Source organism: Aeromonas fluvialis (assembly GCF_000819885.1).
Classification (GTDB): Bacteria; Pseudomonadota; Gammaproteobacteria; order Enterobacterales; family Aeromonadaceae; genus Aeromonas; species Aeromonas fluvialis.
On record NZ_CDBO01000055.1, the window covers coordinates 1 to 17,409 of the forward strand.

Consider the following 17,409-nt stretch of genomic DNA (forward strand, 5'->3'; position numbering starts at 1 on the left):
GGCGGGGCCACTATTGAAACGCTCAAGGCGTATGTGGCCTCGCAGAACACACCAGATTAGCACCCCTTATCTCCCCGCCCGATTGGGCGAGCGTTTACGGGGCATCTGCTAAAGGGTTGCCAGTCGCCCCAACCAACGACTCCGGTGCTGCGGCCTGGCAGCATAAACACCATAACAACAAGAGTCTGTGCACGACCCATCCCCGCGAAGCGGCTCATATGGTCGAGTATTGGACAGGAATGGCTGCGTCACCAGTGAGATAGTAAAGAGAGGATGCACCGGTTGGTGCATCTTTCAGAGCTCGTGAGCGTGAAATCCCTTTCGATAGCGTGCTTCACAGCGTGGGCAGCGTTGCTGGGTCGGGTCTTGCTCCAGCAAATCGATGGTGAGTGGCTCTTCGCAGTCGGAGCAGAGGCCGTAGATGCCGAGATCCATCTGGCAGAGTGCCGCATCGATCCGCTTGAGGCGCATTACGCTCTGTTCAACTTTCGGCAGATCCAATCGGCTGGTGAGCTCCACCAGTTGATCCTGCTCGCAGTGATCTACCTTCTCGGCACATTCGTCACGGCGGCAGGCCTTGAGCTGACCGATCAGATCTTCTCGTACTTGGGCCCAGTCGGACAGCAGGCGATTACGCCATACGGTCAACTGTGCCTGCGTCATTTCACACACATTATCCCCCATAGGACAGACGACAGATGGGGGCAGTATAAGCAACCGATAACACTATCAAGATGATATGCGTCAAGTTAAACGTGGTTAGCCGTGACTTTTGGCCGCTTGCAACAATGCCTCGCGAATAGGCGCAGTCTCTTTCAGCACCCGGATATCACGAAACAACAGATCAGCTTCGGGGTATTCTCGCTTGAGATAGCTGAACCACTGCTTGATGCGACTGGGATAATAGTCGGCCTTCTCGCTCGCCAGATCCTGCTCGGTGTAGCTCACCATCAGTTGCAGCACCTCGGCCCAGCTCATGTGCGGGCAGCCGTTCTTCATCACGTTGGCCAGATTGGGCAGGGAGATGGCGCCGCGCCCCACCATCAGGGCATCACAACCGGAGACCCTGGTGCAGGCAAGGGCATCCTGGTGATCCCAGATTTCGCCGTTGGCGGTGACGGGAATGGGCAGGGCACGGCGGATGGCATCCACATACTCCCAGTGGGCAGGGGCCTTGTAACCTTCGCGTTTGGTGCGGGCATGGACGGCCAGCTCGTTGGCCCCGCCTTGATAGACCGCCTGGGCGTTTTCCAGATAGAGTACCTTGTCTTCGTAACCGAGGCGGATCTTGGCGCTCACCGGCAGATGGGCGGGCACCGCCTCGCGCACCGCCTTGACGATGCGGTAGATGGTCTCGGGCTCTTTGAGCAGCACCGCGCCCCCCTTGCTCTTGTTGACCGTGGGGGCTGGGCAGCCGAAGTTGAGATCGACCCCGGGGGAGCCGAGCTCGATGGCCCGCAGCGCGTTCTCGGCCAACCATTCAGGATGTTGCCCCAGCAGTTGTACCCGCACCGGGGTGCCGGCCCGGGTCTTGCCGCCCTGCAGCAGTTCAGGACAGAGGCGGTAGAACACCTTGGCGGGTAGCAGTTGGTCGACCACCCGGATAAATTCGCTCACACAGAGGTCGTACTGATTGACGGAGGTCAGCACCTCCCGCATCAGGTGATCCAGCACCCCCTGCATGGGGGCCAAAATAACGCGCATAACCGGTTCCGAAGGGCATACAGAGAAAAAGAGCGCAGATTGTAGTGGGGTTGCGGCCCGCTGTCAGCACCCGCTCAAACTCTGTTAGGCTAGAGGGAGATAAATCACCCAAGGAGAAGGAATGCAGCGTTGGTGTCTGATGGCGCTCGGGTGGCTGGCATTTGCCACCGGTATTGTGGGCATTGTGCTGCCGCTCTTGCCGACTACCCCCTTCATGTTGCTGGCGGCGGCGCTGTTTGCCCGCTCATCGCCCCGTTTTCATCGCTGGTTGCTGACCCATCCCTGGTTTGGCCCGCCGATTGTCGATTGGCAGCAGTGTCGCGGCATTCGTCGCCAGGCCAGACGGCGCGCCATTATCTTCATTTTGCTCACCTTTTCGGTGTCGCTGGTGGTGGTGCCACTGCTGTGGGTCAAGGGGCTGCTGGTTGTCATAATGGTGATCCTGCTCACCTGGTTAATGCGTCTGCCAGTGCTGGAGCCGGTTGCAATGGAGAAGTGAAGTCCATAAGCTATTGCAGCAATAATGCTATGGAGTCGGCCTGTCACTTTTGCGTGACGGGCTTTTTATTTCCCGCAGAAGGGAATTGAGAAAAATGGCCACCCCTGGGTCAAAAAAATAAGCGGTCAACACATGAATCCGGAAACCCTGAAATTTATCGAAGCGAGCATCAAGACCATTCCCGACTATCCGAAGCCGGGCATTCTGTTTCGTGACATCACCAGCCTGATCGAGAATGCAGAGGCCTTCAAGGCCACCATCGATTTGCTGGCAGCGCATTATCGTGATCAAGGGATCACCAAAATTGTTGGCACCGAGGCCCGTGGCTTCATTTTCGGTGCGCCGGTCGCCTTTGCCATGGGCCTGGGCTTTGTGCCGGTACGCAAGCCGGGCAAGCTGCCGCGCGAAGTGATCGAGGAGTCCTATGCCCTCGAATACGGCACCGATACCCTGCAACTCCACACCGATGCCATCGTGCCCGGTGACAAGGTGCTGGTAGTGGACGATCTGCTGGCGACCGGCGGTACCGTCGATGCCACTGTCAAGCTGATCCGCCGTGCTGGCGGCACTGTGGCCGATGCCGCCTTCATCATCTCCCTGCCGTCTCTGGGTGGTGATGCCCGCCTGACCGCTGCTGGCGTCAAGGTGGTCTCTCTGGTCGAGCTGGCTGGTGAGTAATGCCTCTTCGGCCCGATCCTCAGCATCGGGCCTGCGTTGAACCGGTGCCCTTGCGGGCATCGGTTTGAAAATCAAGCGATCCCTCCCGCTCCAACCGATCGCCGATACAGCCGCTCCGCCATTTGTGTTAGCATCCGGCCTCAATGCCCTGTCTTCCCTGCATGATGGATTTATGAGCTATCAGGTTCTGGCGCGTAAATGGCGCCCCCATACGTTTGAACAAGTGGTAGGCCAGCAACATGTGCTGACCGCCCTGACCAACGCCCTGGATCAGGGACGGCTGCATCACGCCTATCTGCTGAGCGGTACCCGCGGGGTCGGCAAGACCACCATCGCCCGTATTCTGGCCAAGAGCCTCAACTGCGAGCAGGGGATCAGCAGCCACCCGTGTGGCGTCTGCGACACCTGCCGCGAGATCGATCAGGGCAACTTTGTCGACCTGCTGGAGATTGACGCGGCATCCCGTACCAAGGTGGAAGATACCCGCGAGCTGCTCGACAACGTGCAGTACCGCCCGGCCCGTGGCCGCTTCAAGGTCTACCTCATCGATGAAGTGCACATGTTGTCGCGCCACAGCTTCAACGCGTTGCTGAAAACCCTGGAAGAGCCCCCTCCCTATGTGAAGTTTCTGCTGGCAACCACGGATCCGCAGAAGCTGCCCATTACTATTCTTTCGCGCTGCCTGCAGTTTCATCTGAAGAGTCTGGATCAGACCCAGATCGCCAAGCAGCTCGAATGGGTGCTGGATCAGGAGGGGCAGCCCTTCGAGCCACGCGCCCTGCTGGCCCTGGCCAAAGCCGCCGACGGCAGTATGCGCGATGCCTTGAGCCTGACCGATCAGGCACTGGCCCACGGTAACGGCAGCGTGCGCCTCGACAGCGTTCTGGCGATGCTGGGCACGCTCGATCACCGCCATCTGCACCAGCTGCTGGAAGCCATTTTGCGGCAAGATGCCCCCGCGACCATGGCCAAGATCACCGAGATCGCCACCCTGGGCCCCGATTTTGATCAGCTCCACGCAGAGCTGGAAGGCTTGCTCCATCGCATCGCTATGGCGCAGCTGCTGCCTGCCAGCGTGCAGGAGCAGGGGGCAGATGCCGATTCCTTGCTGCAACTGGCCAAGGCGATGAGCCCGGAAGAGGTGCAGCTCTGCTACCAGATCGTGCTGGGTGGTCGGAAAGATCTGCCCTGGGCCCCCGATGGCCGCACCGCGCTGGAGATGACCTGCCTGCGGATGCTCGCCTTCTCCCCAAGGCGCGATGCCCTGCATCCGGCCAGTCTCACCGCGCTGCCCCCGTTAATGACGAGCAGTGTGGCGAGCAGCGCCACGCCGGTTGGCACCTTGCCGGGAAAGCGCCCGGCCGCTGAATCGGCCGCAGTGGCACCGATCAGCGGCGCCGTGCCTGCACCGCTAGCCAGCCCTGTTGCCAGCACGCCTGTTGCTACCAGTGCAGTGCCCGCGGTTGATGTCTCCCTGCCTGCGATGGTGGATGACATCGGCAACCCCGCAGATAGCGAGGAGGAGGCGCAAGCCGCCGAGCTGTTCAGCCAGCAGGATGAGCTGTTGCGCGAAGCTGTGGGCATGGGGTATCAACCCGAGCCTGCGTTGCTACATGCGCAGCCCGATGTGCCAGCGCACTCAGCCGTACAACCCGCTGATGCTGATCGAGCGCCTGCCGCAGCCGATGCTGACTATTCCCGTGGCGAGTCGCTGACCGCCACCTTTGAGCCTGCAGCTGGGCCCGCGCTCGAAGCGACAGCAACGTCTGTCGCCGCTGCTGAACCGGTATCAGCGGTATCGAGCATGCAGAGCCTGCTTGGCAAGCGAAATATGCTGCGCAGCCGCCAGCGGGGTCAGGATGCTCCGGCGGCGCCCGCGCCTCGCGCAGTGCCGGTTGCACCCGCTCGCCCTGTCGCGCCCGCTGCTGCTCCTGTCGTCACCCAACAGCCAGCTCCGGTCGGCCAACCGGCCGGGCAGGGGATGGCGACGATGGGTCACTATGATGATCTGCCGCCAGTGGATCTCTATGGCGACGGTTACGAGCCGCAGGGTGACAATGGGGAATACGAAGAGTACCTCAATCAGGGCTTTGCCGAGCAAACTCCGGTGATGAGCCAGGCCCCCGTCACGGCACCGGCCCAGCCAACCGATCTGCCACCCTGGGATCTCGACGGGCAGCCGAGCTATCGACCCGGCGAGCGCAGCGCTACGGTGCCTGCGGTGACGCCAGCCCCAGCGATCCAGCCAGTCGCGCCCGTTGCGACTACGGCGGTGGCTGTGGCCCCTGTGGTGCAGAGCGAACCCCCTCAGCCGGTGATGGAGACCATCGACTGGGATGAACTCGAGAGCGACAGCGAGCCGCAAGAGGGAGAGGCGACCCGCCTTATCCCCTCGTCACTGCTCAATGGTTGCGGCGACCCTTGGGCCGAGTTGATCGCCCACACTCAGGTGGGTGGGCGGCTGCGCCAGCTGGCCATCAACTCGGTGATGACGCGGGAAGGGGACAAGGTACTGCTAACCCTCAAGCCCGAGCAGCGCCATCTGGTCAGCGACAAGGCGCGCGCCGATCTGGCCGAGATCATTGGGCCAGCGCTGGGGCAACCGGTGCAGGTCGAGGTGACGCTTGGTGTGGTGCCTGACAAGGAGACCCCCCTCGAGATCGAGCACCGCCTCTATCTCGGGGTGCGCGAGCAGGTGACCCGGGATCTGGATCAGGATCCTAACGTACAGTTTTTAGTTCAGCGGTTTGGTGCCGTGCTTCATCACGAGAGCATCGAGCCCCTCAACCGCTAAATTCCGTGGCCGGGAGTTCGCTTCCGGTTGAAAAGCAGTTTGGCTGTCCCCATCTAGGACAGACAAGCCCACAGCCCGGCGCTGGGTGCCGGATTTCAAGACGAGAGACGACATATGTTTGGTAAAGGTGGAATGGGGAACCTGATGAAACAGGCCCAACAGATGCAAGAGCGTATGCAGAAGGCGCAAGAGCAGCTGGCTCAGATGGAAGTGACCGGTGAGGCCGGTGCTGGCATGGTCAAGGTCACCATGACAGGTAGCCACAGCGTCCGTCGCATCGAGATCGACCCCTCCCTGATGGAAGATGACAAGGAGCTGCTGGAAGATCTGGTCGCCGCCGCTTGCAACGATGCCGTGCGCCGTGTGGAAGAGCAGAACAAGGCCAAGATGGGCGAACTGACCGGTGGCATGCAACTGCCGCCAGGCTTCAAGATGCCCTTCTAAGTCGACTCTCCCCGCGCATTCTTGCTCCCTTGTCGCTGGCCATTTGGGCCACGGCAAGGGGGGCGGCCGAGAGACCCAAAGACGCAGCCGTTATCGCCTAGGCGATACGCTGCGTTTTTTTGTGGGCGCCATGCTGGCGCGGACGGGATGGATCTGCACGCTTGCGGGTCGCAGTCGCGACAGGGCGGGCAAATAGCGCCATGAATCTCTGTACCTCGGGGAAGCTCGCCCCTATTTGTCGATACCCGCTATCGGATATCCCGGTTTGGCGTGGCCGGGCGGGACCGGCATAATGGCGGCTTGCCGTATTGAGGAGATTGTATGAAATATATCGGAGCCCACGTCAGTGCGGCCGGCGGGGTAGAGAATACCATCGCCCGCGCCCAGGCCATCGGGGCCAACGCGTTTGCCCTCTTTACCAAGAATCAGCGTCAGTGGCAGGCAGCCCCTTTGTCGGATGCCACCATCCGCGCCTTCAAGGCGGCCTGTGCCAAGGCTGGTTTTCTGCCAGAGCAGATCCTGCCCCACGACAGCTATCTCATCAATCTGGGCCACCCTGACCCTGATGGTCTGGCCAAATCCCGTGACGCGTTTCTCGACGAGATGAAGCGCTGCGAGCAGTTGGGGCTTTGCTATCTCAATTTCCACCCCGGCAGCCATCTCAAGCAAATTCCTGAAGCGGCCAGCCTCAAGCGGGTGAGTGAGTCCATCAACTGGGCGCTGGAGCGCTGTGAAGGGGTGACGGCGGTGATCGAGAACACCGCCGGGCAGGGGTCCAACCTCGGCTGGTCCTTCGAGCACCTCGCCACCATCATCGAGGGGGTGGAGGACAAGAGCCGGGTCGGAGTCTGTTTCGATACCTGCCACGCCTTTGCCGCTGGCTACGATCTGCGTACCGCAGAGAGTTGCGCCGCCGTCTTTGCCGAGTTCGACCGCACGGTGGGTTTTCACTATCTCAAGGGGATGCATATCAACGGCGCCAAGTGCACCTTTGGTAGCCGGGTCGATCGCCACCACAGCCTGCGGGAGGGCAATCTGGGGGAGGCGGTGTTCCATCACATCATGAATGATGATCGCTTCGATCGCATTCCGCTGATCCTGGAAACCATCGACGAATCCATCTGGGGCGAGGAGATCAACTGGTTGCGCAGTCTGACGCAGTGATCCTCAGCGAGCAAATAACAGAGAGGGAGCCGCGGCTCCCTCTCTGCTTTTCCGTCATTGGTGTGCTGGTTTGCCAGCGGTGCTCTGCGCGGGCGTTACTCTGCGCTGACCACCTCGGCATCGTTCACCTGAGCCCGGCAGAAGTGGATAAAGTGGCGCAGAGAGGCGGAGTGGTACTTCTGCTTGTGCCAGATCAGGGATAGCTGGCGCGGGAAGCGACGGGCGAGGGGCAGGGCGACCAGTCGACCATCTTTGAGTCGATCGGAGACGGCCAGTCGGGAGATAAAGGAGATGCCCAGCCCCTTCTCCACCGCCAGCATCACCGCCTCCAGGGTGTTGAGTTCAAGCCCGGCCTGCCAGTGGGGCAACTCGGGCTGGATCTGTTGGATAAACTGCTCGTGGCTGCCCGATTGTGCTTCACGCAGTACCCAGATCTCGCCTCCCAGTCGGGGGAGGGAGAGATCCACCTTATCGGCAAGCGGGTGGCCGGGTGGGGCCACCACCAGCATCTCGTCCTGCAGCCAGGGTTCGGCGAGCAGGTCGGGGTGGTGATTCTCCCCCTCGATCAGTGCCAGATCCAGCTCGAAATTGGCCAACGCGTGGCAGAGCAGGTGGGTGTTGTTGATGGTGACCTTGGGGGGCAGCCCCAGCTCCTGCTTGCTGCTGGCGAGCAGGGTCGGGAGCAGGTAGTTGCCGATGGTCTGGCTGGCGCCAAGGCGCAGTTGGCCGCTCGGCTCGGCATCGGGGCTGAACAGGTTCTCGATATCCTGCATCCGGGTCAGCAGCTCCTCGGCGGCCGGTTGCAGCAGGCGCCCCTCGTTGTTGAGCTGCAATCTGGGGTGAATGCGGTCAAACAGCGGGGTGGAGAGCTGGCGCTCCAGCTCCTGCAGTGACTGGGAGACGGCCCCCTTGCTCAGGCAGAGCTCGTTGGCGGCGAGCCCCAGGTTGCCGTAACGGGCAATGGTGGCGAAGACCTTGAGTTGTTGCAGGGTCAGCTTCATGGTGTTTGGTTTTCCTGAACATATAATTCAATTCATTTGGATATCCTAAACGACATGCGGCCATTATCCTATCGCCATAGTCTGATAGAGAAAGGTGTCATCATGTTCGCAAGAACCCGTAAATCCTTAGGCAAAGCGCCGACTCCCATGGCGGGTTTGGCGTTGGGCATTGCCAGCCTTGGTTGGTGTTGGGAAAATGCCGGTCCCTTCGATGGCCGGATGCAACTGCTGGGGGCCGCCGTTGCGGCCGTGCTGCTGGTGATCCTGACCTTCAAGTTTCTGCTTCACCCCCGCCTGTTGTTACAGGATCTCGCTCACCCTGTGGTGGGTAGCGTGGTACCGACCTATGCCATGGGTACCATGGTGGTCTCCAAGGCGCTCGGCATGCTGGTTCCACAAGCCGGGGAAGCCCTCTGGCTGTTTGCCGTGGCGGTTCACCTGCTGTTCCTCGCTACCTTTGTCTGGCACCGCGCCAAAGAGTTTGAAATCCACCACATGGTGCCGAGCTGGTTCGTGCCGCCGGTGGGGATCATCGTGGCTGACGTGGCCTTCCCGGGCGGTCAGTTTGCACCGCTGGCCAACGGTCTGCTCTGGTTCGGGATCATCTGCTACGGCCTGATGCTGCCGCTGATGCTCTATCGTCTCATCTTCAGCCATGAAGTGCCGGATGCCGCCAAACCGACCATCGCCATTCTGGCGGCCCCTGCCAGCCTCTCTCTGGCCGGTTACCTGACCGTCAGCCAGGCGCCGTCGCTGCTGCTGGTGGCCGTGCTGCTGGGGATCGCCATCCTGATGACCGGCATCATCTATCTGGCCTTCATCAAACTGCTGCGTCTGCCTTTCTCGCCGGGTTACGCCGCCTTCACCTTCCCGCTGGTGATCGGTGCTACCGCCCTGTTCAAATTGGCCCATCTGGTTGAAGGTTTTGCGCAAGGGAGTCACTATGTCGAGCAGCTCCGCGTGCTGGCCCATTTCGAGCTGGGGGTTGCAACCGTGATCGTCGGGTATGTGGCACTGCGTTACCTGATGTTCTTTCTGCCGCTGCGGATGCCCGCTGTCGAGGGGCACCCCTCGCATCGTTAACACCGTTTGATGCTCTTGTGCCCCTGATGAACACGTCGTCAAAATGACCCCGCCAAGCGGGGCATTTTGTTATTTTTTCGCAGATTAATGAATTGACCGTACTTTTATTGGTTTGTCTGGAAATTCACTGGTATTACCTGTCAGGCCAACTACAATGCCTCACCATTTTTCGCTTGACTCTAATCGATGACCATCCAAGAAGACCCCATATTTCACGCCACTTTCAAACCGCGTTTGTTGCATCCCCGTTACTGGTTGAGCTGGCTGGCGCTGGCGGTCTTGATGGTGCTGGCCTTTGTGCCGGTGCGATTGCGCGATCGTTTGGCCGACCTATTGGCACCGCTGGTGTTTCGTATCTCTAAAAAACAGATCTATATCGCCAGAACCAATCTGGCGATCTGCTTCCCGCAAAAGAGCCCGGCAGAGCGCGATGCCATTGCACTCACCTCGATCCGGGTTGGCCTCAAGAGCATGCTGGGATTCGGCGAGTTCACCATGCGCAGCCAGCGTTATCTGATGAACAGGATGCAGGTGAGTGGTTGGGAGCATATCGAGGCGGAGCGGGCTGCCGGTCGTCCGGTGATCCTGGTGGTGCCTCACACCTGGCCGGTGGATGCCGCCGGTTACTGCTTCACCCAGCGCGGGGTGCCCATGTGCACCATGATGAAACGGGCGCGCAATCCGGTGTTTGACTGGCACCTCAACCGTGCACGGGCCAAGAACGGTTGCCGCGTCTATGAGCGCAGCGCCGGGATCAAAGCGGTGATCAGAACCATCAGGAGCGGTCGCAGCTTCTTCTACCTGCCGGATCAGGATCATGGTCGCAAGAAGAGCCTCTTTGTTCCCTTCTTTGGCTATCCCAAAGCGACCCTGCCTGCCTTGCCCCGTCTGGTACAGGTCAGCGGTGTCAAGGCGGTGCCGCTGCTGGCCTGCTATGACGAAGCGAACCACTGCTACCGACTGGAGATTGAGGCACCGTTCGACAATTATCCCACCGAGGATGGGATGGCCGATACCTGTCGGATGAACGACATGGTGCAGCAGCAGTTGACCCGTCACCCTGGTCAGTACATGTGGTTCCTCAAGATCTTCGATACCCGTCAGGATCAGGAGGGGAGGAACGGCCTCTATGAAGAGGGGATCCGCCGGATCCGCAAGGGGTTGCCGCCCCACGGCTGACCCTGAGTTTGCATCTATTGAAATGGCCCCAGGTGGGCCATTTTTTATGATTACGGGTCTGATCTGCGGCTTGCCGATCGGCGGCCACGCTTCCCAGGGTAGAAAAAAATGTCAGGATAACTACAATAACCGTTTGTTTTTGATGACTTGATAGCCGCTATGTCCCCGTTAGATCCGGTATTTGATACCTCATTTCATGTTCGCCTGCTGCATCCCAAATGGTGGGGCAGCTGGTGCGCGCTGGGCCTGCTCTCACTGCTGGCATTTACCCCCGCGAGGCTGCGGGATCGCTTTGCCGATCTGATCTCACCGACCCTGCTGCGCGTCTCGAAAAAGCAGGCCTATATTGCCGATACCAACCTCAAAATCTGCTTTCCCGAGCTGGATGCCGCCGGGCGCCGGGCTTTGCTGCTCAAGTCGATTAGAGTCGGTCTCAAGACCTTCATGGGCTTTGGCGAGCTGACCTGGCGCAGCCGTACCAGGTTGACCCGCCGCATCAAGGTCACCGGCTGGGAGCATGTGCAAGCGGAGCAGGCCGCGGGCCGCCCGGTGATCCTGGTGGTGCCTCACACTTGGGCGGTCGACATGATTGGCCGCTACTTTTCCCTGATGGGCATCGAGATGTGCACCATGATGAAGAGCCCGAAAGATCAGGTATTCGACTGGTACATCAACCGCGAGCGGGCCAAAGGGGGCAAGGTGTATGAGCGCAGTGCCGGTATCAAACCGGCGATCAAATCGATCCGCGCTGGCGCCAGCTTTTTCTATCTGCCGGATCAGGATCACGGCCGCGAGGCGAGCGTGTTCGTTCCCTTCTTCGGTCACGCCAAGGCGACCCTGCCGGCCCTGCCCAAACTGGTGAAACTGACTGGCGCCAAAGCGGTGCCCATCTTCGCCAGTTATGACGAGGATGAGGGGTGCTATCTGCTGGAGATCGAGCCGCCTTTTGACCCTTATCCCACCGCCGATCTGCTGGCAGACGTCAATGCGATGAACCGGGTGGTGGAGCGGCAGGTAGCCCGCCATCCCGAGCAGTACATGTGGTTTCTCAAGATCTTCGAAACCCAAGAACACCAAGAAGGGCGCAACGGGCTTTACCAGGCAGGGATCCGGCGTATTCGCCAGGGTTTGCCGCCCGAACCTTGAAAATGGGCCAGCTTGCGGGCCATTTTTGCTGACACAGGCACCTCGCGTCTGGCCTGTTACAGGTGGCTTTTAAGGCGGACAGGTGGACAAAAACAGCGCAAACAGGGGATAACAGGGTTTCATATGAAAGGGAGAGGCGGGTGAGCGTGCACGGAGCTATCTTCGAGGGCGTAAATAGGGTAAAAGGGCGACCATGAAAATTCCAAATCGAATCCAACCTCTGGTTGATGACGGCCTGGTCGATGAGGTCGTCAGCCGGTTGATGAGCGGCAAAGAGGCCGACGTCTATGTGGTGCGCTGCGGCGACGAGATCCGCTGCGCCAAGGTCTATAAAGAGGCGTCCAAGCGCAGCTTCAAGCAGGCTGTGGTCTATCAGGAGGGGCGCAAGGTGCGTAACAGCCGCAGCGCCCGCGCCATGGAGAAGGGCTCCAAGTACGGCCGCAAGCAGCATGAAGAGGTGTGGCAGAACACCGAGGTCGACGCCCTGTTCAAGCTGGCGGCGGCCGGGGTGCGGGTACCACAGCCCTATGTCTGCCTTGATGGCGTTCTCTTGATGGAACTTATCACCGACGAGGATGGCCATGTCGCGCCGCGCCTCAATGACGTGGCCCTCACCCCCGAGCAGGCGGTGATCGATCACCACAAGGTGATCCGTTATGTGGTGCGGATGCTCTGCGCCGGCCTTATTCACGGCGATCTGTCGGAGTTCAACGTGCTGGTGGATGAACATGGCCCCGTTATCATCGATCTGCCCCAGGTGGTGGATGCCGCAGCCAACAACCAGGCCAAGGCGATGCTGGCGCGCGACGTCAACAACATGCGCAACTACTACGGCATGTATGCCCCCGAGCTGCTCAAGACCCGCTATGCCCAAGAGATGTGGGCGCTGTTTGAAGATGGCAAGCTCACTCCCGAAAGCGAGTTGACCGGCCACTTTGAAGAGTGCCGCGCCGCCATCGATCTCGATGCGGTACTGCACGAGATCGAGAGCGCTGAAGAGGAGGCCTATGCCCGTCAGGCCTGGCTGAAGGCAGAGCAGGAAGACAGCTACTAATGGTGTCGTCACTGTCTCAACAAGAGTGCCTGCGGGGCTAATGCAAGTCAGTTGAGGGATGTTGAGTCCCAACCTGTGGGGGATCAGTGCGACAGAGTGAGGGAGGCATGATGCTTCCCTCTTTTTATTGCATGCCTGTCAGACCAAGGGTTACAGCCAAGTTGACTCTTTCATCATGGTGTCGCGAGCAATGCCGCCGTTTTGGCGGTAGAGTGCCCCCCTGCCAGGATTTGTGTTAATCGCCGGTGACAGTGGGCAAGCGCATTACGGTGGCTTCCCGCCCAAGATGGGTTAGCAGACGGCGTACATCGTCGAGACGGATGATCAGGGTGGCGGTGTTGATCAGCGGGTGACACTGCACCTGCTCGGCCTGCCAGATGGCCTCGTCCACCACCAGCTCTACCGCGTTTTCCCTATCGCGCACCATGGCCAGCAGGGTCACCGAGCCCGGGGTGAGGCCGAGTACCGCATCGAGCCGTTCGGGGGAGCCAAAGCTCAGCCGTTTGACGCCAAGGGTGCTCGCCAGCGTCTTGAGATCGACTCGGCTCTCTTCAGGTGTTACCACCAGAAACAGCCGCTCACTTTTCGGGTCACGCAGAAAGAGATTCTTGGTCTTGGCGGCGGGCAGGTCTGGTAGCAGCCTGCTCGCCTCCACACAGGTGAAAACGGGGGGGTGATCGAAACGCTGGTAGGGGATGGTTAGCTGATCCAGCAGGGAATAGATTGCCACAGAGACTCCTTTTGTCGGCGAAGAGTGGTCATAACGGGATGGGCGGGAATAACGACCGGATCGAGCTTACCAGTTTGACTCCAGCCTCGCAGCCAGTGTGACGATTGCGAGCAGGCACTGTATGAACGTACAATGGTCCCATTCTCTGACAGCCCCTTTACGCTTCATGACTGCAACCCAGCCCACCGTACCCGCCACCCCGCCGCGCGACGGTTTTATCCTGACCCGTTATGGTCGGGACGTGCGCGGCCGCAACGGGCAGGCTGCCACCACCGAAATCGTGATGTGGCTCTGGAGCGCCCAGGGGCCGGTGCGGGTGGTGGTGCCGGGGCAGGAGCCGGTGTTCTTTTTGCCACAGAGCCATATGGCAGAAGCCGCCGAGCTGTTCAAGGGGGCCGGGGTGAGCGGGCGATTTCGTCGCCTGCCGATGCACACCTTCGATGGTCGCCCTGTGGTGGGCTGCTATTTTGCTACCCTGAGCGCCTTTCATCGTGCCATCGAGCTGTTGCTGATCCGCGGGCTGGAGCACTTCGAGGCGGATATCCGGCTGCCAGAGCGGTTTCTGATGGAGCGCTTTATCACCGCCGGTGTGCGCTTCGATGGCCGGACGGTAAAAAAGGGGGGCAAGCCGGGCTACTGGGAGGTCAACGAGGCACGCTGCGCGCCGCAGGCGGTGACGCCCACCCTCTCCTGGGTGTCGCTGGACGTGGAGTGCGCCATGGACGGGGCCCTCTTCTCGGTTGGTCTTTACAGCGAACAGGACGCGCGGGTCATCATGATTGGCACCCCGGAAGCGGATGCCGAGAGCTGGGGCACCCAGGTCCAGTGGGTGGCGGACGAGAGCGCCCTGCTGAGTGCGCTGGAGAGCTGGTTCAGTCTGCATGACCCCGACTTGGTGATTGGCTGGAACGTGGTCAACTTCGACTTTCGCCTGCTGCTGCGCCGCGCCGAGCTTAACAAGCGGCGGCTGCGGCTGGGGCGCGGGCGCGAGCTCTGCTTCTGGCGCTCGTCCCGAAGCGATCCCCAGACCGGCAACGTCATCATCCCGGGGCGCATGGTGCTCGATGGGATTGACACCCTGAAAAGCGCCACCTGGCAGTTTGCCAGTTACAGCCTGGATGCGGTGGCGAGCGAACTGCTCGGCCGTGGCAAGGATATCGAGGATGTGGCCAATCGGGGGGAGAAGATCACCGAACTGTTCCACTCCGACAAGGAGGCGCTCGCCCGCTACAACCTGGAAGATTGCAAGCTGGTGTGGGAGATCTTCGACTACTGCCACCTCATCCCCTTTGCTATCGAGCGTGCCTCCCTTACCGGCCTGGAGCTGGACAGGGTAGGGGGCTCGGTGGCGGCCTTTACCAACCTTTATCTGCCGCGGCTGCATCGCGGCGGCTATGTGGCCCCCAATCTGCCTGCCGATGGGGGGCTCGCGAGCCCCGGCGGCTATGTGATGGACTCCAAACCCGGTCTCTATCGCCATGTGCTGGTGCTCGATTTCAAGAGCCTCTATCCCAGCATCATCCGCACCTTCTGCATCGACCCCATGGGGTTGGTGGAGGGGCTGCAACACCCAGACCACGCCATACCGGGCTTTCGCGGCGCCCTCTTCTCCCGCGAGCGGCACTTCTTGCCGGATCTCATCGCCATCCTGTGGGCGGCGCGGGATCGGGCCAAGGCGGCCAGCAACAAGGCACTCTCCCAGGCCATCAAGATCATCATGAACTCCTTCTACGGCGTGCTGGGTTCGGGGGGCTGCCGCTTCTACGACCCCAGGCTCGCGTCATCGATCACCCTGCGCGGCCACAGCATCATGCAGCAGACCCGCGAGTGGATTGAGGCGAAGGGGTTCGAGGTGATTTATGGCGACACCGACTCCACCTTTGTCCATCTGGGGCGCGAGACCAGCCCCGATGAGGCGGACGAGATCGGCCAGCGACTGGCCCAAATGATCAACGATAACTGGGCTGCACTGATCAAGCGCGAATTCGATCTGCCGAGTTATCTCGAAATCCAGTACGAGACCCACTACCGCCGCTTTTTGATGCCCACCATCCGCGGCTTGGAGAAGGGGAGCAAGAAGCGCTATGCGGGGCTGGTTGGCAAGGCCAGTGAGGGGAGTGAACAGCTGGTGTTCAAGGGGCTCGAATCGGTGCGCACCGACTGGACCATGCTGGCCAAGCAATTCCAGACCCGCCTCTATGAGCTGGTGTTTCACGATGAAGATCCCAGCGGCTATGTGCGCACCATGGTGGATGAGACCCGCGCCGGCCGCCACGACGATCTGCTCATCTATCGCAAACGGCTGCGTCAGAAGCTCGAAGAGTATCAGAAGAATGTGCCGCCCCATGTGCGGGCGGCGCGGCTGGCCGATGAGGAGAACCTGCGCCGCGGTCTGCCCCAGCGCTATCAGCATCGGGGCGCCATCGCCTATCTGATGACCCTCAATGGCCCAGAGCCGCTGGAGTACCGGCGCAGCGCCATCGATTACGAGCACTATATCGACAAGCAGTTGCGGCCCATCGCCGATGCCATCCTGCCCTTTATCGGCGAGTCGTTCGACCGGATCTGTGGTCAGCAGCTGGATCTTTTCTGATTGGTGCAAGTTGGCACTTTACTTCCCATGGATACTGGATAAAAATACAGTTATAAATCATGGAGAAGTTTCCTATGCGTCTTGAAATCATCATCGACAGAAAACATCAGATCCCGACCTCGACCATGGAGGCGCTGCGTCAGGAGCTGCTCAAGCAGCTTGGCGAAAAATTCCCAGACATCCATGTGCGGGTCGCGCCGGGCAGTGCCATGGCCCTGACCGTCAGCCGTGCCAGCAAGGAAGACAAAGAGCTGGCCGAAGCCATGGTGCAGGAGGTATGGGAGAACGCCGACAGCTGGATGCCGGAAGATAACGTCGCCTCCTGAGCCCTCACGGTCAGCGGATAACTCGGGGCGTTGGATACATGGGCGGTGGATAAACGGGCATGCCTGCTAACGCACCGCTGATACCCGGACAACAAAAAACGCAGCCAAGTGGCTGCGTTTTTTGTGGGTGGTGAGAGGCTCGCGTTGGCTTGTCTGGCTCTGGGTTGAGCCATGTCCGTTACAACCCCGCCCAGCTTTTCAGGCTCTGTTGCTGCACCCGGCGATTGGCTTCGCGGATCTCCCCTTTGGCGCGCAGATCGGCCAGTGCGATAGGCAGTGCGGCGCGGATCTCGTCACTGCTCATCCCGGCTTTGAGGGCCGGGTGATAGGCCATCTTGAGCAGCACATAGTCCAGCCCGGTCAAAAAGCTGTCGATGCTGTTGTCATTGAAGATGGAGGGAAACACCTTGTCCGAATCGTTGGGCAGCCCCATCACCTGGGTGAACTCCTCCACCACGCAGCCGAGAAAGCGCCCCTTGGCCCGGCTGTAGTCTACCGGAATGATGATGGTGGCACGGCTGATCTCGTGTTTCGGATTGGTTGCGAAGTTGGCAAGGCAGAGCCCCTCCTTGAGCGCCATCTTGACCGATGGATCGCCCCCCATGGTGCGGTTGGCCCAGCTCTTCATCTTGCTGTAGTCGGTCATGATCAGGGTCAGGTTGGGCTTTGCGGTCACCATGCTGATGGGGTGGCCGGTGATGCGGGCCAGATGGGCCGCCTGTACCTTCACCACGTCGGCCTGCAGCGGCTTGTCACCCGACTCGTTGATAAGTTGCAGCCGGATCGGCTGCTGCCAGCGGGCAAAACGGGTCTGCCTGACTTCGCCATACTCCCGCTCCATGGCGATGGCCATAAAGCTCTTGGTGAGATAGCTGTCGCTCTGCCAGCGCTGATCGGCACGGGCGCTGTGGCCCGCGAGCAGAAGCAGCAGCGCCAGCAGCCCGCGTGAAGTGAAGCGGGGATAGTCAGCGCGGCCCAAGTCGGCCATTACCAAAGTGGCAATAAAGCGGGTGG

At 60.5% G+C, this 17,409-nt stretch carries 16 protein-coding genes; 11 read left to right on the forward strand and 5 right to left on the reverse strand.

Annotation, left to right across the window (positions count from 1 at the left end):
- Positions 1-294 precede the first annotated feature (294 nt).
- Together BN1125_RS11930 and dusC are read right to left on the reverse strand one after the other, a co-directional pair.
- The gene (locus tag BN1125_RS11930) at positions 295-663 is read right to left on the reverse strand and encodes a TraR/DksA family transcriptional regulator (protein ID WP_042012500.1); all 369 of its coding nucleotides are present in this window, start codon (positions 661-663) and stop codon (positions 295-297) included.
- Positions 664-759: 96 nt separating this feature from the next.
- The gene (gene dusC, locus BN1125_RS11935; RefSeq protein ID WP_042012501.1) at positions 760-1,704 is read right to left on the reverse strand and encodes a tRNA dihydrouridine(16) synthase DusC; all 945 of its coding nucleotides are present in this window, start codon (positions 1,702-1,704) and stop codon (positions 760-762) included.
- A 121-nt stretch (positions 1,705-1,825) separates the two neighbouring features.
- Between dusC and BN1125_RS11940 the strand changes: the two genes are divergently transcribed.
- The 5 genes from BN1125_RS11940 to nfo all read left to right on the forward strand — a co-directional run bounded on the left by BN1125_RS11940 (position 1,826) and on the right by nfo (position 7,283).
- On the forward strand, positions 1,826-2,203 hold the full coding sequence (locus BN1125_RS11940; protein WP_042012502.1) for a YbaN family protein: 378 nt from the start codon (positions 1,826-1,828) through the stop codon (positions 2,201-2,203).
- 132 nt (positions 2,204-2,335) lie between these two features.
- Positions 2,336-2,881: an adenine phosphoribosyltransferase gene (apt, locus tag BN1125_RS11945; protein WP_042012503.1), complete on the forward strand. Its 546-nt coding sequence runs from the start codon at positions 2,336-2,338 to the stop codon at positions 2,879-2,881.
- A 172-nt stretch (positions 2,882-3,053) separates the two neighbouring features.
- Entirely contained in the window at positions 3,054-5,675 is a 2,622-nt protein-coding gene (gene dnaX / locus BN1125_RS11950; RefSeq protein ID WP_042012504.1) for a DNA polymerase III subunit gamma/tau, read from the forward strand.
- Positions 5,676-5,789: 114 nt separating this feature from the next.
- Positions 5,790-6,119 (forward strand): YbaB/EbfC family nucleoid-associated protein, encoded by a 330-nt coding sequence (locus BN1125_RS11955; protein ID WP_005333445.1) that lies wholly within the window; start codon positions 5,790-5,792, stop codon positions 6,117-6,119.
- 321 nt (positions 6,120-6,440) lie between these two features.
- Positions 6,441-7,283 carry a deoxyribonuclease IV gene (gene nfo / locus BN1125_RS11960; protein WP_042012506.1) on the forward strand — a complete coding sequence of 281 codons (843 nt, stop codon included), beginning with the start codon at positions 6,441-6,443 and terminating at the stop codon, positions 7,281-7,283.
- 95 nt (positions 7,284-7,378) lie between these two features.
- Here the strand turns inward: nfo and BN1125_RS11965 are convergent, their stop codons facing one another.
- Complete coding sequence (locus BN1125_RS11965; RefSeq protein ID WP_042012507.1) at positions 7,379-8,284, reverse strand: LysR substrate-binding domain-containing protein; 906 nt, start codon at positions 8,282-8,284, stop codon at positions 7,379-7,381.
- Positions 8,285-8,386: 102 nt separating this feature from the next.
- Between BN1125_RS11965 and BN1125_RS11970 the strand changes: the two genes are divergently transcribed.
- The 4 genes from BN1125_RS11970 (at position 8,387) to BN1125_RS11985 (ending at position 12,746) form a co-directional block, all read left to right on the forward strand.
- Positions 8,387-9,367, forward strand: coding sequence for a TDT family transporter (locus tag BN1125_RS11970; protein WP_042012508.1), 981 nt, complete (start codon positions 8,387-8,389; stop codon positions 9,365-9,367).
- A gap of 186 nt (positions 9,368-9,553) precedes the next feature.
- On the forward strand, positions 9,554-10,546 hold the full coding sequence (gene lpxM / locus BN1125_RS11975) for a lauroyl-Kdo(2)-lipid IV(A) myristoyltransferase (protein ID WP_042012509.1): 993 nt from the start codon (positions 9,554-9,556) through the stop codon (positions 10,544-10,546).
- Positions 10,547-10,696: 150 nt separating this feature from the next.
- Positions 10,697-11,692, forward strand: a complete 996-nt coding sequence (locus tag BN1125_RS11980; RefSeq protein WP_042012558.1) for an LpxL/LpxP family acyltransferase — start codon at positions 10,697-10,699, stop codon at positions 11,690-11,692.
- Between the two features lie 193 nt (positions 11,693-11,885).
- The gene (locus tag BN1125_RS11985; protein ID WP_042012510.1) at positions 11,886-12,746 is read left to right on the forward strand and encodes a PA4780 family RIO1-like protein kinase; all 861 of its coding nucleotides are present in this window, start codon (positions 11,886-11,888) and stop codon (positions 12,744-12,746) included.
- A 235-nt stretch (positions 12,747-12,981) separates the two neighbouring features.
- On the opposite strand, the gene BN1125_RS11990 is transcribed toward BN1125_RS11985, so the two are convergent.
- Positions 12,982-13,476 carry a prolyl-tRNA synthetase associated domain-containing protein gene (locus BN1125_RS11990; RefSeq protein WP_042012511.1) on the reverse strand — a complete coding sequence of 165 codons (495 nt, stop codon included), beginning with the start codon at positions 13,474-13,476 and terminating at the stop codon, positions 12,982-12,984.
- A 166-nt stretch (positions 13,477-13,642) separates the two neighbouring features.
- Between BN1125_RS11990 and BN1125_RS11995 the strand changes: the two genes are divergently transcribed.
- Positions 13,643-16,069 (forward strand): DNA polymerase II, encoded by a 2,427-nt coding sequence (locus BN1125_RS11995; protein ID WP_042012512.1) that lies wholly within the window; start codon positions 13,643-13,645, stop codon positions 16,067-16,069.
- 74 nt (positions 16,070-16,143) lie between these two features.
- The gene (locus tag BN1125_RS12000) at positions 16,144-16,395 is read left to right on the forward strand and encodes a DinI family protein (protein WP_042012513.1); all 252 of its coding nucleotides are present in this window, start codon (positions 16,144-16,146) and stop codon (positions 16,393-16,395) included.
- A gap of 178 nt (positions 16,396-16,573) precedes the next feature.
- Here BN1125_RS12000 and BN1125_RS12005 read toward each other — a convergent pair whose 3' ends face one another.
- Positions 16,574-17,383: a DUF2927 domain-containing protein gene (locus BN1125_RS12005; RefSeq protein ID WP_042012560.1), complete on the reverse strand. Its 810-nt coding sequence runs from the start codon at positions 17,381-17,383 to the stop codon at positions 16,574-16,576.
- Positions 17,384-17,409 lie beyond the last annotated feature (26 nt).

Coding starts and splice junctions, on each gene's coding strand:
- BN1125_RS12005 (WP_042012560.1), bottom strand. CDS start 17,383: ATGGCCGACTTGGGCCGCGCTGACTATCCCCGCTTCACTTCACGCGGG.
- BN1125_RS11985 (WP_042012510.1), top strand. CDS start 11,886: ATGAAAATTCCAAATCGAATCCAACCTCTGGTTGATGACGGCCTGGTC.
- BN1125_RS11940 (WP_042012502.1), top strand. CDS start 1,826: ATGCAGCGTTGGTGTCTGATGGCGCTCGGGTGGCTGGCATTTGCCACC.
- lpxM (WP_042012509.1), top strand. CDS start 9,554: ATGACCATCCAAGAAGACCCCATATTTCACGCCACTTTCAAACCGCGT.
- apt (WP_042012503.1), top strand. CDS start 2,336: ATGAATCCGGAAACCCTGAAATTTATCGAAGCGAGCATCAAGACCATT.
- BN1125_RS11955 (WP_005333445.1), top strand. CDS start 5,790: ATGTTTGGTAAAGGTGGAATGGGGAACCTGATGAAACAGGCCCAACAG.
- BN1125_RS11930 (WP_042012500.1), bottom strand. CDS start 663: ATGACGCAGGCACAGTTGACCGTATGGCGTAATCGCCTGCTGTCCGAC.
- dusC (WP_042012501.1), bottom strand. CDS start 1,704: ATGCGCGTTATTTTGGCCCCCATGCAGGGGGTGCTGGATCACCTGATG.
- BN1125_RS11965 (WP_042012507.1), bottom strand. CDS start 8,284: ATGAAGCTGACCCTGCAACAACTCAAGGTCTTCGCCACCATTGCCCGT.
- BN1125_RS11970 (WP_042012508.1), top strand. CDS start 8,387: ATGTTCGCAAGAACCCGTAAATCCTTAGGCAAAGCGCCGACTCCCATG.
- dnaX (WP_042012504.1), top strand. CDS start 3,054: ATGAGCTATCAGGTTCTGGCGCGTAAATGGCGCCCCCATACGTTTGAA.
- BN1125_RS12000 (WP_042012513.1), top strand. CDS start 16,144: ATGCGTCTTGAAATCATCATCGACAGAAAACATCAGATCCCGACCTCG.
- nfo (WP_042012506.1), top strand. CDS start 6,441: ATGAAATATATCGGAGCCCACGTCAGTGCGGCCGGCGGGGTAGAGAAT.
- BN1125_RS11995 (WP_042012512.1), top strand. CDS start 13,643: ATGACTGCAACCCAGCCCACCGTACCCGCCACCCCGCCGCGCGACGGT.